The following is a 14,020-nucleotide window of genomic DNA, read 5'->3' on the forward strand; positions in this document are numbered from 1 at the left end:
TATCGCTCTAAGCGCAATAAATTTCGGTTATGTTATGCCATCCGCTCAGCATTTATTGAGCCAATCAGTAAGGGTGCGTATGGCATGCCGGATCTTCTCGGTTTCGAAGTGTTCTTCTTCATCCATAAATAAATGCGCGTGCCGGCAGGCATAGAGTGAACGTTCTTCGAGCGCAGTGGCCACTGCTTCGTCTGCACAGGTTTTATCGAGTACCAGCCTGATGCTGGCCTGTTGCTTTTCATCCAGGCATATTGCCGAATAAGCCACCGTCTTTTTATTGTATTCTACAATGTTCAGGGGAATGCCGAAGTCGGCATCGAGCGATTCGCCCCGGTAGCTGTAACGCCCGTCGGGCTGCTGTTCGCGGTAGAGTTTAACGATCGATTTCAGGTCTGAAAGGTATACCGGCCTGTAGATGAATTGATCCTGCTCCCTGGTCTGTCTGGACATGATCTTAGGTTTTTTATACCCCAAAATTAACAGGCTTTCCGCATTGAATACAGATACAAAAATGAGTTTTAGCATGGACACAGATTGCGCGTTCCGCCAGTTCATATGCACAATTCTGGTGCCCATCCGGACCTGCGGTCCTGGCGGAGCAATACAAGCCGCAGGAATCACACAAAGCCTGTTCACAAAAATATAACAGCCCCTGATGCAGGTGGGGCAAGGCTTTCACACTGAGTAACTATAATTCACACTTATTGTCGCATCCGGAACAGGTCAACTTTTATCTTCGCGCGTCGTATAAAAAAATCGTATTGTACGAAAGTTCTTTACTTACTCGCGTTGCGCCCGGTCCTAAACCAGACCGGGCGCTTTTTACTGTTATCTGCGGGTATAGATCGCCACCGGCCACAGTGCTTATGCATTAAAAAAGCCCGGCAGAACCGGGCCTTAGCTATTTTTTAAAGGGGTTACTTAAGCGATCGTACGCTGACAGGTACCACCGCCCTGTGTATTGTTACAACCTTCGGTTACAGGAGGACAGCCCTCACTTACTTTACTGAAACCGAGATCGCGGCTGAGGTCTTTGCCACCGGTCAGCGATTGCAGGTTAACGATCGTATGCTTTTTCAGCGACAGGGGGTTGCTGTTTTTCTTCTTCATAAAAATTCGGTTTATGCAACGAATATAAGCGCTTTGCGGACTGCACACGACTCTTCTGGACCAATACCTGTTTGGTCTGTACCAGCAAGGCTTTGCATCCTATCTGCCACAACACACCGTGCTATTTTACTGCCCGCTGTCCGCCTGCTTCCTGTTCGAATCCGGTATCGGCGTATTGACCTGCGAAGCCAGGGAGTCAGTAAGATACAAGGGTTTCCCAGCCTGCTCATGCACAGGCTGCTGTTTGTCGCCGCAACTGCTGCCCAGGAGCACAATCAACAGTATCCAGGTGTAGTTTTTCATAAACTGACATTTTATAGAAGTCCGGCTTCCGCTTCCTATTTCAGTTTCAACAATTCTGCTTCCTTTTCCAGGATTTGTTTAACGTCGAAATAGAATCCTTTGATCCCCTCTTTATTCTTTTCCACATCCAGGTAATCACAACCACTATGGGTAAGCTTTTGACTGCCGCCGAAATCGAAACCCATGAAGTTAAGGATATCATATTCATGCCCCACGGAGATCACATGCCAGCCGGTCTTGTCCGTGCGGCCATCCCCCGTAGACAGGATCGTAGCGGCAATCATTTGTAACTTATATCCCGCTATCCGCATAGCTACCGTGTCGCCATCATAATAATAGGCATTTGCAAGACGGTTCAGGTCCCGCATACGGAAGGGACTTGTTTCCAATATCGCCTTTTCATAACGGATCATCTTTTCGTTGTCCCCGGCAACCATGGAATCGGCTCTAAGCAGCACATTAATGCTATCATTATAAGTTGAAAAGTCCAAAACTGAATACCCGGGATCGAACAGGAAACCATAATAAAGCGTGGCAAACTCCTGCTTCGTAAATGTGGTATCCCCGTTTTTATACCGCTTCATCAGCGTGGGATAATAAAAAGCAGACTTTTTGTCTTTTATGTTTTTACGGATCGCTTTATAGTCGGGCGGACTGAAATCACCTGCATTCACCTGTGAAAGGCCGAGACAGGACAGGAGTATAATAAGGAGCGTAGATTTCATCGGGTCTTTTACCTGTAAGATGCAGCTATTTTTTAAAAGTTGCAAGTGGTACCGCTTATATACTGACCGGGCAACCGGTTGGCTATTCCTTTAATGAAGCGAGGAAGGCATCATCCCCCCAATACCTGCCGGGCTTTTGTTTTATAACCGCAAGGATGCGCGCATTAATTGCTTTATTGTTGTAGGAAGCTAGTATACGGGCCGCTTCCCGGTAATAAGATGGTTCATCATCCAAGGTCATGCGCTGCAGTAGCGGTTCCACCAGTGTAATGTCTTTAAGCACAGCTGCCTTACGGGAAAATACTTCGAAAAAGTCGAAACCGGTTTCCCGGATCTGCCTGCCAATCAGGGCCAGTGCAGCTTCCCTATCGTTCTCCAGGACCAGGTCTACCATACCGGTAACCAGGTCCTGCTTGCTTACCGATACAGCTTCATCATAGTTACCGGTAAGGTTATAAGCCTCTGGCTCCAGCAAAGTCGCCTTCGCAGCCATCACGGCCTTTCTCGGGTTATTAGCCAGCAAATAGCCGAACGCATCAGCGCTCAGACATTTTTCATCTATCCACAAAGTCCACAGCAGGCTATCATACACCGGGCACCGGTATTTACTTACAGCGCGTGTCAGATAGTTCAGTCGGTCATCCCAACCCGGTCCGCGCGCTGCGCTTGTCAGCGAACGTTCCAATAAGGCATAGGCAGCTTTGTTCTGATAAGCGGCGATAGCTTTATAAAACTGTTCCCATTCAGGTAGACTGTTGTGCCTGGTCAGTGTTTGTTCCAGGTTCTTTTTAAGGAGGGGAAAGAAATCCGGGTGTGGAAAATTGCTAATGGCCTCGTAGACGAAATTGAACCCTTCCCCCGTTTCGTTCCCTGCTTCACTCGCCAGTATCAGGGGGACATCTGCAGCCCGTTTATACCGCGACAAAGGCGCCACCGCCATCGGATTATGTTCAACGGCCACGCAACTCCGGATGGCGGGATACAAGGCCGGCACTGGCGGAGCATAGTAAAGACGAATTTCGCGACTAGCCAGTTTAGAGGGTGTATAAAGTAATACGCTATCCAACTGGGCATATTGCACGCTGTCCAGCACCTGTCTTTCGTCGCTTAGGAAACCAGGTCTTACGATCTCGATAAATACATCGCCAACCTTTGGGCTGGTCATGACACATCCGAATAACGCGACAACTTTCGCCGTATCGTTCATGTGGGCATATACCATGGGCAGTAGGTCCCGGAAACCATTATCAGCTAAAGCCCAGAAAGCATAACAACGCACCACACCACTGGGATGAAGCGTTAACGCGCGGAGTTCCGCCACGGAGGCTACACGTTTCAGCTTTTCGAAACGGTCGTATTGTTCAGGGCGTGTGGCATCAATAGAAATATGCTCGCCCAACAACTGGTTTTCTTCCTGAATAGCGGATACGATCTGTTGCGTAGTTCCCGATATTGCTGACGCATGATAGACGTCCTGCCCATAAACGGAATGCAGGCAAATGCCCCAAAGAAACGATAAAGCAAACAGGTATTTCATGACGATAGCAGCAGGTTGCTCTAAAATTAAGTTTTTCCTGTTTAACTGCCTACCTCATCATTAGCTTGTCCCGCAGCGTCACTTATACCATCCGGCTTGTCTTCGGCGTCATCATCCGGCAGCAGCTCGGCTTCACGCAGGTGATGCTCCGGTATACGCTTGCTGGTTTTGGCTTCCAGCTTCCTTATGTTTTCAAAGCGGCCTATAATCGTGCTGCCCTTACGGCTACCGTCTTTAAGACTGTTCATGGCATCGCGGTGCGCCGTGGCCGCCGATGCCAGTGCCGTTTCAATCCGGTCCATATCCTGCAGGAAACCCACAAACTTATTATACAGCTCACCACATTGCCGGAAGATCTCTTCCACATTCCGCACCTGGTTCTCTTTCTGCCAGAGTATCTTGACCACTTTAAGCGTCGCTACCAGTGTAGTGGGTGTAATGAGTACGATCTTCCGCTTCAGGGCCAGGCTGAACAACTCCGGATTCTGGTTCATAGCCAGGGTCAGCGCGGGTTCTACCGGCATAAACAGGAATACATAATCGGGGGTATTCAGCCCGGCTATGGCCTGGTAGTTTTTATCGGCCAGGCCATTGATATGTTCCGTAACGCTGCGCAGGTGCTGCTTCAGGTACATGGCTTTTTCCTCGGCGGTTGCCGCATTGAAATAGTTGACATAAGCCGTCAGCGATACCTTACTGTCGATAATAATGCTTTTGCCTTCGGGCAGTTTGAGGATAAAATCCGGTCTCCGGGTTTTATCGAGGTTGGTATCGGTATACGAACGTTCGCGGTCGAAGTCGATATATTGCTGCAGCCCTTCCATTTCCAGGATCATATGCAGGCGCTCTTCGCCCCAGTTGCCCTGCATCTTTACTTCCGACTTCAATGCAGTAGCCAGGTTGCGGGCATCGTCGCTGAGCTGTGTGTTTAAGCGTTGCAGGGTTTCTATCTCTTTTTTAAGGGAGGCCATATCGCGGATATCCTCTTTGCGGGTGGCTTCTACCTTTTCCCTGAATTCGCTCAGGTTGGCTTTTAAAGGATCGAGTATCGTATTCAACTCACGTTTGTTTTCATCCAGGAATACTTTCTTCTTATGCTCCAGCACTTCGGAGGCCATATGGCTGAACTGCTCCCGGGACCGGGCATGCAGCTCTTCCAGCTCTTTACGGAACAGGCCGATCTTTTCGTTGAGGTAGACCTCCTGTTGCCGGAAAACCGTCAGTTGCCGGTTCAGGTCCAGGATAGTTTGTTCCTGCTGCTGCGCCGTCGCTTCCTGCCCGGCCAGTTTTTGCTGCAACAATGCAAAGCTCTCTTTAGCCACATAATCCTGTGCTACGGCGGCTTTACTCAGCTTTTGTTCCGACTCAGCAGTAAGCCGCAACAAGCTGGCCTGGTGGGCCCGATTGGCTTCCACTTCGGCATCCAGGCTATTGTGCGCCTCGCGCAAACCACCCGTTACATTTTCATACAACTCCCGCGATACAAACCCGGCGGCCAGTTCCTCTTTCGAAATACGGCCGGCCAGTTGCAACTGCGCCGCGGTCAGTTGCTGCAGGGTTTGTTCCTGCAGCGCTTTGGGTACATAATTTTTAAGCAGGGCCAGCCGTACCAGCAGGTACCCCAAAAGCAATCCGCCCAGGAGGCCCAACAGCAGGCCAGGCAATAGTTCTGTATAGTTCATAGCTAAAAATTCGGGAACTTATTTTTTGATAATCCGGCCTTTGCCATCGAGTACTACCGGTTTGCCTTCGCGGGTAAGGGCCTTGCGGCGCTTGCCCTGCAGGGGGCCTGCCTCCCGGAACTCTTGTCCATCGCGGTTTACAAAGCCTTGTTCATAACCGCCGGTCCACCACCAGTGTTGCCGGCTTTGATCATACTGTTTGTAACCGCCCAGGGTGTAAGCAGCGAGCCCCTCTTCAAAAGGAGTTACAAAATCGTAACGTGCCGGTATCACTTTATGTCCGTCAGGATCGGCAAAGCCCATCTTTTCGCCCTCCACGAAACGGAATAGCCCTTCTACAACATAGTCTGGACCATTGTCAAAAATAAAAGGCCTTAGTATGATTTCCTGTTTGCGGTTAATACCTATCCAACCCTGGTCGAAAACAATGGCCATGGTATAAAAAGTATCGCTGGCCCAGAGGTATTTTGCGGCAATGGCGATATTGCCATCCAGGCTTTTATAACCGGTAAGGGGATCGCCCGAACTGGTATCGGTATAAGCGACCCAATAGTCCGCCGGCCGCTGTGCAAGGCAAGCTACAGGTAAAAGCAGGAATACTAAGGCAAAAAATCGGTTCATAACAGGGATCGGGCAAAACAGTTAAAGGCCTTACAAAGATAGGAAGAAGCCCGGAGCAGATATTTCTTTTTGTACTTTTGCAGGGTTTATCAATGTTTCGTAAAAATGGAGCAGGATCCCGCTTATGTACAGTACCGGATTGCCGTACCACCTGACTTTTCAGGTGTATTCAGCCAGTTTTACTATGCGTGTAACGGTACGGCTTCGGCCATAACCCATACCCTGTTGCCTTCGTACCAAACGCTTATGGTATTTGCGCTGAGCGAGGGCCTGTCTTTCGTAACGAAAGCACAGACCCATATGGCCGTATCGCAATGTATGATAACCGGCCCGGTAAGACAGGCTTTCCAATATACCCTGGAGCCCGGAGCGGCTATGCTGGTCGTTAATTTTAAAGACGATGCCTTTTACCGTTTCTTCGGCGCGCGCGAATTACCCCTGCATAACCCGGTATCGCCCGACAGCCTGTTGCCCGACGATTGCTTTAATGGCCTGTGGGCCTGCCTGAAACAGCTGGACAGCCCGGAGCAACAGGTACAGGCCTTGCTTGATTTCTGCCGCCCCTACCTGAAGGAACAGGATCTATTGTCGCAACGCCTGGCCGGTTTTGACGAAAACCAGCAAAGCCCGATCAAGGCGCTGTCGCAGGAACTGCAACAAAGCGAACGCAACCTGCAGCAGCATTATAAAAAATATTTCGGTTACACGGCCAAGGAGAAAGGCCGCTACAGCCGCTTTATACGGGCTATCCGCTACCTGCAGGAACACCCGGCCACCACCGACTGGTTTGAACTGATCCACGAATTCGGATACTATGATCAGAGTCAGCTGATCCACGACTTCAACCATTACCTGGGTCTTAGCCCCGGCAAATACCTCAAGTTCCAGCAGGACATCTGCAATGCCGGCGACTGACCGCCTTCGTTTTCTTACAATCCCGCCCCGGTGACCCGCTCTACTTTTGTGTTATAAAAACAAAACGAGATGAGACACCTTATTGTTTATGCCCACCCCAACCCCGACAGCCTCAACCGGCATTTACTCGACACCGTTACCAGCCTTCTGGTACAACAGGGACACGAAGTAGTGGTACGCGACCTGAACCAGCAAAACTTTAACCCCGTACTGTCGCTGGAAGATATAGCAGGCTTATACCGGGGCGTAGTGGGCGCCGATATACAGGCCGAGCAAAACCACGTTGCCTGGGCCGGATGCATCACCTTTATTTATCCCATCTGGTGGACCGGGATGCCGGCGATCATGAAGGGATATATCGACCGGGTATTCAGTTACGGCTTTGCCTACCGCTATGATGAAGGTATACAGAAAGGACTGCTGCAGGACAAAGAGGCCGTGATCATCAATACCCAGGGCAAGTCGCACGCCGCCTACGCCGCAAGCGGTATGGACAAAGCGCTGGTACTGACTTCAGATCAGGGTATATTCGCCTATTGCGGCTTCCGTATCCGCGAACATTTCTTTTTCGAAAACGCCGACAGGGCCGGGGCCGAACAGGTACAACAATGGACCGGCGATATCGCGCAACACTACGCCATACATCATCTTCAAACCAATTAAGTCATGACCGCAATAGATCCAACCCAAGCCGGCAAACTGCCGCGCAGTGCCGGTTCCCGCTTTTGAAGGATCGCGGCGAAGACCCTGAAATACACCTTTTACTTTATCCTGTTCTATTTTGCCTGGGAAGGTTTTATGAACTGGCGGTAACGATAAGGCTTAATGCCCGGCCAGCGTTTGCTGCAGGTCAGACCAGGCGCCGCCGTTGTACACCTGTTTATACCCCTTTTCGCGCAACAGGGCTGCAGCCTTTACACTACGCAGACCATGCGAACATACCGTAATGTAAACCTTCGACGGATCGAGCGGCACCGTATCGGCATGCAGCCGGCTCAGCGGTATATTCACCGAGCCTTCGATATGACCGGTACGGTATTCGCTTTCCGTGCGCACATCGAGGATCACGGCGCCATTCCGGACTTTTTGATCCAGGCCCTTATCCAGGTTCAGAAAACGGTAGCTGCGGTATACCATGTACAAGCCGGCAAGCACCAGCAGGGTGATCACAATTGTTTTCATAAAGTGTCGTTCTGGGGTTTTATACGGGCAAGGATGCGACGGTCGATATAAAAAGTACCGAAGGGTATAATACAGGCCAGCAGCACTTTCCAGGTAGTACGGCGAAATACCCAACGCTGCTCTACGCCTACAGACAGCGTATTGAAGATGAACAGGAGGAACAACACGCCGTGCACAGGGCCCAGCAGGCGCGTGGCCATGGGGTCGTTCCAGTAATACTTCATAGGTACGGCTACGAAAAGCAGCAACAGCAGCGAGCTGCCTTCGAGCAGGCCGATAAGGCGCAGGCGCCCGATGCGGGAGCGGAGGTGAGCGATCATAATTATCTGAGATAAGGCCTTTGGGCCAGTGGAGAAAAAGGCCAGGGAATGGCCAAGATAATGAGTACTAAAGCAATACCGAACCAGATAAACAGGGTGCGGAACTTGGCCCGGTCCCCGGGTCTTCGTTTAGCCAGTGCAGAGCCGATGGTGACCAGCACAATGGCGGCCAGCATGGCGGCAAAATGGAACAGGGCAAAAAAAGTAATACTCCATATCCCTATTGCCTCCCGGAAGTTGCGCCAGAAATAATGTACAACCGGGCTTTTGATATACACCATAATACCCAGCACGAGTTGTATATGCGCTATAGTCGCCGTCCAGTGCCGCACGGCGTTATCCGTGGCCGAAAAAGACCGGCCCGAGCGATAGCCCTCCATAGCCCGGAGCAGGGCGCATAACAAACTTAATACAACAAACCAGCGGAAGAAAGAGTGCAGGAAAATAAAGGTCTGGTACATACCCTGTTTTTTTAAGACCCGGCAAAGGTATACCAAAAACATACTAACTAGTATGTTTTTGGTATAAAAAATTTTAGCGCAGGCTATGCAGGTAGTTTTTAAGCTCCCGGAGATAACTCTTATAGCAGTCGTTGCTGTTATACAACTTGCCGAAATTGCGGATGCCCCAGTAGCCCGACATAATCATAAGCACGGCCTGCTCGGGATGCACCTTGCTGTTGACCAGCCCCGCCTTCTTTCCTTTTTTCAGTATATCGGTAAGCAATTGGAGCAACTGGTCTACCAATCCGGCCAGGGCTACACGGAAGGATTCGTTCCAGGGCGCCATTTCCTGTGTAAAATTGCCGGCCGGGCAACCATAAGCTACTTTAAGAAAATTATTCCCGAGTAACAGTGTTTTGAAGATCCGGTAGATCGTATCGAGCGGGTGCTCGTTCTCTTTGCCGGCTTGCAGGTAATCGTGCACCATGCCGGTTTTCATCAGTTCGTTGATGATCGCGAGTCCCATTTCATCCTTACTTTTAAAATGATAAAAGAAGGCGCCCTTGGTTACCTGGGTCGTTGCAATGATCTCGTCGATACTGGTGGTCTGATAGCCCTTGGTATAGATCAGTTCAAAGGCTTTTTCCAGGATCATAAGGCGGGTGGCCGCTGCTTTTTTCATAAAGGAACAGGATTTACGGGATGCAAATAAACGCTTTTTTATTTTTATACAGGAGGGCCGGCCCATTCCGCCCATAGCCGCTTACAGGCCGCGCAAAGATTGACATTACCTTTTATAACCCTTTACCATAAAGCACTACAGGCTTTATGACTCCTGGAATGATTGGGTATAAAAACCGCCCTGCAACAGGTCGTTGTACCGGAATATGCTACCCGTATCGCTTATCGTGATATTACTGATACTTACCGTCTGCAACAGCCCGTCGCGGTTCATACGCAGGTCGGTAGCCGCATCGCCCTCGCCTGCAAACGTATGGAACTGCTCTATGGATTCGGTACTGATAACCGGTGAAGCGGCCTGCCAGCGGTCAAACCAGGCTTCCCGTTTATGACGCACTTCCTCGTCGTACAGGGTAGCCGACGACCAGATATGCATGACATCGTCGGGCATAGGCCGCCATGTTTTGTTGGCGCCATCCCAACGGGCCTCCCAAAGCGCATGTTGTTGCCAGATGACGAGTGTAAAGGGTTCGATCTGGTCGAGATCGATCTGCTGAAAAGTAAACACTGGTGTTGCGCTATCGAAAATCTGCAGGAAGATCAGTCCCCTGCTGAGCCGGTATGGCGGCTTATGGATATGTCTTTCGAATGCTCCGTTCAGCAATACCATCGCATTACCCCGCTCATGCAAGGCCATCCAGGTACCGCCTGCAAGCCCGTCTTTGGGGAAAATGATGCGGCCGCTGTCGCCCCCGTAGATTGCCGGTGGCAGCGCCGCGGGGCGCAATGCCAGCTCGTCCCTGTTGGAAGTGATAAATACCTTGTCGCTGGTTTTAATAAAAGTTACGGTACACATATAGGCGTTGTCTGTGTTCCCCGGCAGGATTACCCTGCCGGGCATAAACCGGTATCATACCCAACATTTGGTGATCAACCGTGTTGGTTATACCGGTATGTAAGGTACAACATCCCGGTATACTACGCTATCAGGAACATCGATACCCGGATGCTGAAATTTTTCGGCAGGACAGCTTGCATACAAGATAAGATACACCTGCCTTACAACCGGGACCGGATATTATAACTACGCTATAATGCCCTGCAGTAAAGCATTTCCAGGTTTTAAAATTCCCTTAACCTTTAATCCTGTATTTTTATTATATGATAATCGACTTAGGTACTATACGCACAATCGACGCCCTGCACAGCGACCTGGAAAGGGGTCTGAAGTTTCCATCCTTCTACAACAACAATTGGGAGTCCCTGCGCAGGGTGCTTTCCGACGACAAGCAACAGGAGCGCATTACCCTGCTGAACTATTCACAGTTCACATCCCGGTTCCCGGCAGAGGGCAAAACGTTCAGCCGTCTTATAGAAGATTACAACCATCGCAGCCGCCGTACCGGTAGCCGTGGCCGGATCGAGGTCATGTAAACAGGTTTTAGTCAACCGGAGGGATATAATCAAGGGGAAGCAGTTTATCCAGCTTCTCATAGGCCCAGTACTGCTCCAGCAGGAGATCGTAGGCATCGTAAAAGTTGCCGTCTGCGAGCAGGTGCAGGTTATTACCATCGCGCAATGAAACAACGCTTACCTGCTGCTGCGGGTCACGCGCCCAATTGCCGCTGCGCTGTAGGTAAGGGAGCTCTTCGAGTTCGCGCATATAAGTTACTTGCAAGAAGTCGGGGAAATGTAACAGCACATCCGCTCCCCTGCGGGTTATTATGCTGTCTGCCGGTACGGGCGTTTTGTACAGGAGGTTCAACGATGCTCTTTTTTTCCAGAAGCCCGGCCTTTGGTTGCGCAATTGCTCCAGTACCTCAGGTTCTTCTGCAGCGGCTATGCCCGTTGTATCCCGGGTTTCATAGTATTTCACCTGGCATTCCTTTTTTGTTGCACCATATTTTGCAAACACATACACGGGTGTCACCGTGCTATCGTGCAACCTGCGCCGCCCTTTAAGCCAGAACCTTTCAGGACCTGTGGTATCGTTTCGCCAGGTCTCCAGCGAAACCAGGGCTTTTGCCGCCATTGCCGTATCGCCGGTAAAGATCTCTCCTGCCAGCTGCACTAAACCGGTAGTATCGTACCAGCGCAGGGTATCCGTCCTGATGGGGATATAGGACATCGCATCCTCTTCATATACTCTTTTCAAGCGGCGTATTTCAAAGCCTTCGGCGCTTGCGCTACCTTTGTATAAGGCCTGTGCGAAATGGCGGAAAGATCCGTTGAAAGCAGCTTTGCGCTTTTTGCCGAACTGCCGGGCCTTACGCCCGGTAGCGGGCAGTTCCCGGAAATAAGCGTAGCCTTTATAAAACAGCTTGTTCTGGTACATATCCAATTCAAAATCTTCGAGCTGGTAAACGATATCGTATCCCATAGCCTGGTTCCTGATCTGCAAAGGCTTGTCAGCCCAGGCTTTCAGGATGCCGTCTTTTTTATCGAAACTGAATTGCACCACTTCTTTATTCTGCAACTTGCATGCGGCGGCATAATCCGACCAACCCACCAGCTCCTCCAGGAAGCGGACGCCATATTTCTTCCAGCCATTACGTTCGGGCAGGCTTACCTGTACTTCATCGAGTTGTACTACCTTCCTGCGCAGCGCTACCTGTAAGGCATGCGCATTGTCTGCCGTAACTTTAAGTGTTACCGTTTCATAACCGATCACAGACAGGGTAAGCGTTGCGGGCAGTTGCGGAAAATGCAGGAAGCTGAAACGACCGGCATCGTCGGTAGTGGCGTTATAAGTAGAATTAGCGATATAAACGGCTGCGGCAGGTACAGGTTTGCCGGAGACTTCATCAGTGAGTACGCCGCTTGCGGCCATTTGCTGCCCCCATGCCGGGAACAGGCAGCATAACAAGAACAACGCCAGCAGGGCGTTAGATTTCAGGTGGTTCGGGTTAAACATAACCTAAGTTACGGCGCTTGTTGCAGCCCACCAATACACCTTGAAGTTATCGCATAAAAAAAGCCTTCCGATACCGGAGGGCTTTCTCTATTTCATTGAAGGGAGCAGGGGCTGATTTACAGGGGCGAAGACTGAACATCATCGTCGCCATCTGATGGGAATTTCTGAGTCTGGGCCATATCCAGCGTAGGTTTGGTATAATCGTCTTCCTTATCGGAAGGGTATTTCTGGGTTTGGTTAGGACCTGCCCCTACGGCATCGCCGGCCTGGCTATCCAGTTGTTGCTCCATAAAATTGGAGAAAAAAGGCTTTTTAAGTTGCTGATCTTTTTGCATCGCGTTTATGGTTTGGTGTGGTAAAAAAACAGGTTCCCGGAGCACAAGGATCACAGGAAACTCCTTTCGCAGCCGGTAGTTTTTAAGCCCGATCTGTGAAAGAAAAGTAAATATATAGCAATTTTTATAATCTAGCAGGATTGTGACGCATCAGAAAAACCTATAAATATGTTAAAAATAGAATATTTATTAAGACTACCTGGCACGCAGTTGTATACAAAATATAATAACATTAAAAATATTGTATCTACAACGGTTAAAACAGGTTTTGGCTATTCCAGGTCGCTTGCAAAAGCCACGGTAAGCGGCGCATCCGGCAGGTAGAAAATAGCGATCTCCTCTTTACGGGCAATATCGAGTTCCAGCAGGCTTACGATTTTCTTGAAACTAACCTGGTATTTCTTACCCAGGTCGTCGGTATATTCGAGCACAAACAGGAGTTGCGGCTGGTCGTTTACCGAAAGCCCCGTCTGGCTTGCACTTTTTAAAGTAGCCATGGTTTTACGGCCATATAGTTTAAGCCGGAGGTCATGTTTACCCGGCCCCAGGTGTTTGCGTAACAGTCCCCCGATCACGCGCTCATAGAAAAGCAGCATAAGCGGGCATAAGATGAGCGGATGCCAGAAGATCATGAACCGCCAGTTTTGCCCCTGTCCTTCGAACCAGTAGGAATAATAATAATAACCGGCCACAGCAGCCGCGATCAGCAACCAACCGGTTATACGTAATACCAGCACACCCTTCTTAAAACGCGTTACCGTACTGGCCGGCAGCACACATGGCTGCTTTAATTCGGGATCAATACGCAGATCAACTGTATTACCGGTCTCGTACCGGCGCTCGAAAGGCTTGCTGTCGTTGATAGGCATCGTTTCGCTGATCGCTTCTCCTGCAAAGTTGGTAAAGCTCAGCGTTACGTTCAGGGATTCAACGCCTTTACGGGCCTGGCCGGCAACCACACAATCGGTTACCCTGGCGGGCACCAGCGTGCCTTCGGCCATCAGCCGCGTAATACGGGCATGCACGGTAAACACATCGAGCAGCCAGCTTTTCAGCAATTGGTACAGGAAAATGATCCAGAGCAGCGCCGATAACGACAGCCACACCATGATCATAAGCGGTGAAGAGTCGGCACGCCCCGCGTCACTGCCCGTAATACTGTAATACAGGATCATGGGGAAAGGGATCGCAAAGAAAAGCATATATATGCCCCAGAATATACCGTTCCGGCCCATAGCGTTTTTTTAAAATT

General features: G+C 50.2%; 18 protein-coding genes. 3 read left to right on the forward strand and 15 right to left on the reverse strand.

Features of this window, described 5'->3' with window-relative positions; translation table 11 throughout:
• Positions 1–45: 45 nt before the first annotated feature.
• The 7 genes from B0I18_RS15860 to B0I18_RS15885 form a co-directional block, all read right to left on the reverse strand.
• The gene (locus tag B0I18_RS15860; RefSeq protein ID WP_146146766.1) at positions 46–450 is read right to left on the reverse strand and encodes a hypothetical protein; all 405 of its coding nucleotides are present in this window, start codon (positions 448–450) and stop codon (positions 46–48) included.
• Positions 451–921: 471 nt separating this feature from the next.
• Positions 922–1,110, reverse strand: coding sequence for a hypothetical protein (locus B0I18_RS15865; protein WP_106523716.1), 189 nt, complete (start codon positions 1,108–1,110; stop codon positions 922–924).
• Between the two features lie 126 nt (positions 1,111–1,236).
• Positions 1,237–1,413 carry a hypothetical protein gene (locus B0I18_RS25110; protein ID WP_181358493.1) on the reverse strand — a complete coding sequence of 59 codons (177 nt, stop codon included), beginning with the start codon at positions 1,411–1,413 and terminating at the stop codon, positions 1,237–1,239.
• Positions 1,414–1,448: 35 nt separating this feature from the next.
• Complete coding sequence (locus B0I18_RS15870) at positions 1,449–2,138, reverse strand: DUF4919 domain-containing protein (protein ID WP_106523717.1); 690 nt, start codon at positions 2,136–2,138, stop codon at positions 1,449–1,451.
• Between the two features lie 82 nt (positions 2,139–2,220).
• Positions 2,221–3,675, reverse strand: a complete 1,455-nt coding sequence (locus tag B0I18_RS15875; RefSeq protein WP_106523718.1) for a hypothetical protein — start codon at positions 3,673–3,675, stop codon at positions 2,221–2,223.
• 41 nt (positions 3,676–3,716) lie between these two features.
• Positions 3,717–5,357 carry a DNA recombination protein RmuC gene (locus tag B0I18_RS15880; RefSeq protein ID WP_106523719.1) on the reverse strand — a complete coding sequence of 547 codons (1,641 nt, stop codon included), beginning with the start codon at positions 5,355–5,357 and terminating at the stop codon, positions 3,717–3,719.
• Positions 5,358–5,375: 18 nt separating this feature from the next.
• Positions 5,376–5,978, reverse strand: coding sequence for a WG repeat-containing protein (locus B0I18_RS15885; protein ID WP_106523720.1), 603 nt, complete (start codon positions 5,976–5,978; stop codon positions 5,376–5,378).
• Between the two features lie 105 nt (positions 5,979–6,083).
• On the opposite strand from B0I18_RS15885, the gene B0I18_RS15890 reads away from it, so the two are divergent.
• The gene (locus B0I18_RS15890) at positions 6,084–6,893 is read left to right on the forward strand and encodes an AraC family transcriptional regulator (RefSeq protein ID WP_106523721.1); all 810 of its coding nucleotides are present in this window, start codon (positions 6,084–6,086) and stop codon (positions 6,891–6,893) included.
• Between the two features lie 69 nt (positions 6,894–6,962).
• Entirely contained in the window at positions 6,963–7,556 is a 594-nt protein-coding gene (locus tag B0I18_RS15895) for an NAD(P)H-dependent oxidoreductase (protein ID WP_106523722.1), read from the forward strand.
• 159 nt (positions 7,557–7,715) lie between these two features.
• Here B0I18_RS15895 and B0I18_RS15900 read toward each other — a convergent pair whose 3' ends face one another.
• From B0I18_RS15900 to B0I18_RS15920, 5 genes are all read right to left on the reverse strand, one after another.
• The gene (locus tag B0I18_RS15900; protein ID WP_106523723.1) at positions 7,716–8,075 is read right to left on the reverse strand and encodes a rhodanese-like domain-containing protein; all 360 of its coding nucleotides are present in this window, start codon (positions 8,073–8,075) and stop codon (positions 7,716–7,718) included.
• Entirely contained in the window at positions 8,072–8,395 is a 324-nt protein-coding gene (locus tag B0I18_RS15905; RefSeq protein WP_106523724.1) for a DUF3817 domain-containing protein, read from the reverse strand. Before B0I18_RS15905 ends, B0I18_RS15900 begins: the two co-directional genes overlap by 4 nt.
• Before the next feature lie 2 nt (positions 8,396–8,397).
• Entirely contained in the window at positions 8,398–8,856 is a 459-nt protein-coding gene (locus B0I18_RS15910; protein ID WP_106523865.1) for a hypothetical protein, read from the reverse strand.
• A 73-nt stretch (positions 8,857–8,929) separates the two neighbouring features.
• The gene (locus tag B0I18_RS15915; protein ID WP_106523725.1) at positions 8,930–9,520 is read right to left on the reverse strand and encodes a TetR/AcrR family transcriptional regulator; all 591 of its coding nucleotides are present in this window, start codon (positions 9,518–9,520) and stop codon (positions 8,930–8,932) included.
• A 144-nt stretch (positions 9,521–9,664) separates the two neighbouring features.
• Positions 9,665–10,375 (reverse strand): NRDE family protein, encoded by a 711-nt coding sequence (locus tag B0I18_RS15920; RefSeq protein WP_181358494.1) that lies wholly within the window; start codon positions 10,373–10,375, stop codon positions 9,665–9,667.
• A gap of 305 nt (positions 10,376–10,680) precedes the next feature.
• Here B0I18_RS15920 and B0I18_RS15925 point away from each other — a divergent pair, with 305 nt between their 5' ends.
• Positions 10,681–10,953 carry a barstar family protein gene (locus B0I18_RS15925; RefSeq protein WP_106523727.1) on the forward strand — a complete coding sequence of 91 codons (273 nt, stop codon included), beginning with the start codon at positions 10,681–10,683 and terminating at the stop codon, positions 10,951–10,953.
• Between the two features lie 7 nt (positions 10,954–10,960).
• On the opposite strand, the gene B0I18_RS15930 is transcribed toward B0I18_RS15925, so the two are convergent.
• The 3 genes from B0I18_RS15930 to B0I18_RS15940 all read right to left on the reverse strand — a co-directional run bounded on the left by B0I18_RS15930 (position 10,961) and on the right by B0I18_RS15940 (position 14,003).
• Positions 10,961–12,433 carry a carboxypeptidase-like regulatory domain-containing protein gene (locus tag B0I18_RS15930; protein WP_106523728.1) on the reverse strand — a complete coding sequence of 491 codons (1,473 nt, stop codon included), beginning with the start codon at positions 12,431–12,433 and terminating at the stop codon, positions 10,961–10,963.
• 116 nt (positions 12,434–12,549) lie between these two features.
• On the reverse strand, positions 12,550–12,768 hold the full coding sequence (locus tag B0I18_RS15935; RefSeq protein WP_106523729.1) for a microviridin/marinostatin family tricyclic proteinase inhibitor: 219 nt from the start codon (positions 12,766–12,768) through the stop codon (positions 12,550–12,552).
• A gap of 272 nt (positions 12,769–13,040) precedes the next feature.
• Positions 13,041–14,003: a DUF3592 domain-containing protein gene (locus tag B0I18_RS15940; RefSeq protein ID WP_106523730.1), complete on the reverse strand. Its 963-nt coding sequence runs from the start codon at positions 14,001–14,003 to the stop codon at positions 13,041–13,043.
• Between the last annotated feature and the right edge of the window lie 17 nt (positions 14,004–14,020).

This window comes from Taibaiella chishuiensis, assembly GCF_003014535.1.
GTDB classification, from domain to species: Bacteria; Bacteroidota; Bacteroidia; order Chitinophagales; family Chitinophagaceae; genus Taibaiella; species Taibaiella chishuiensis.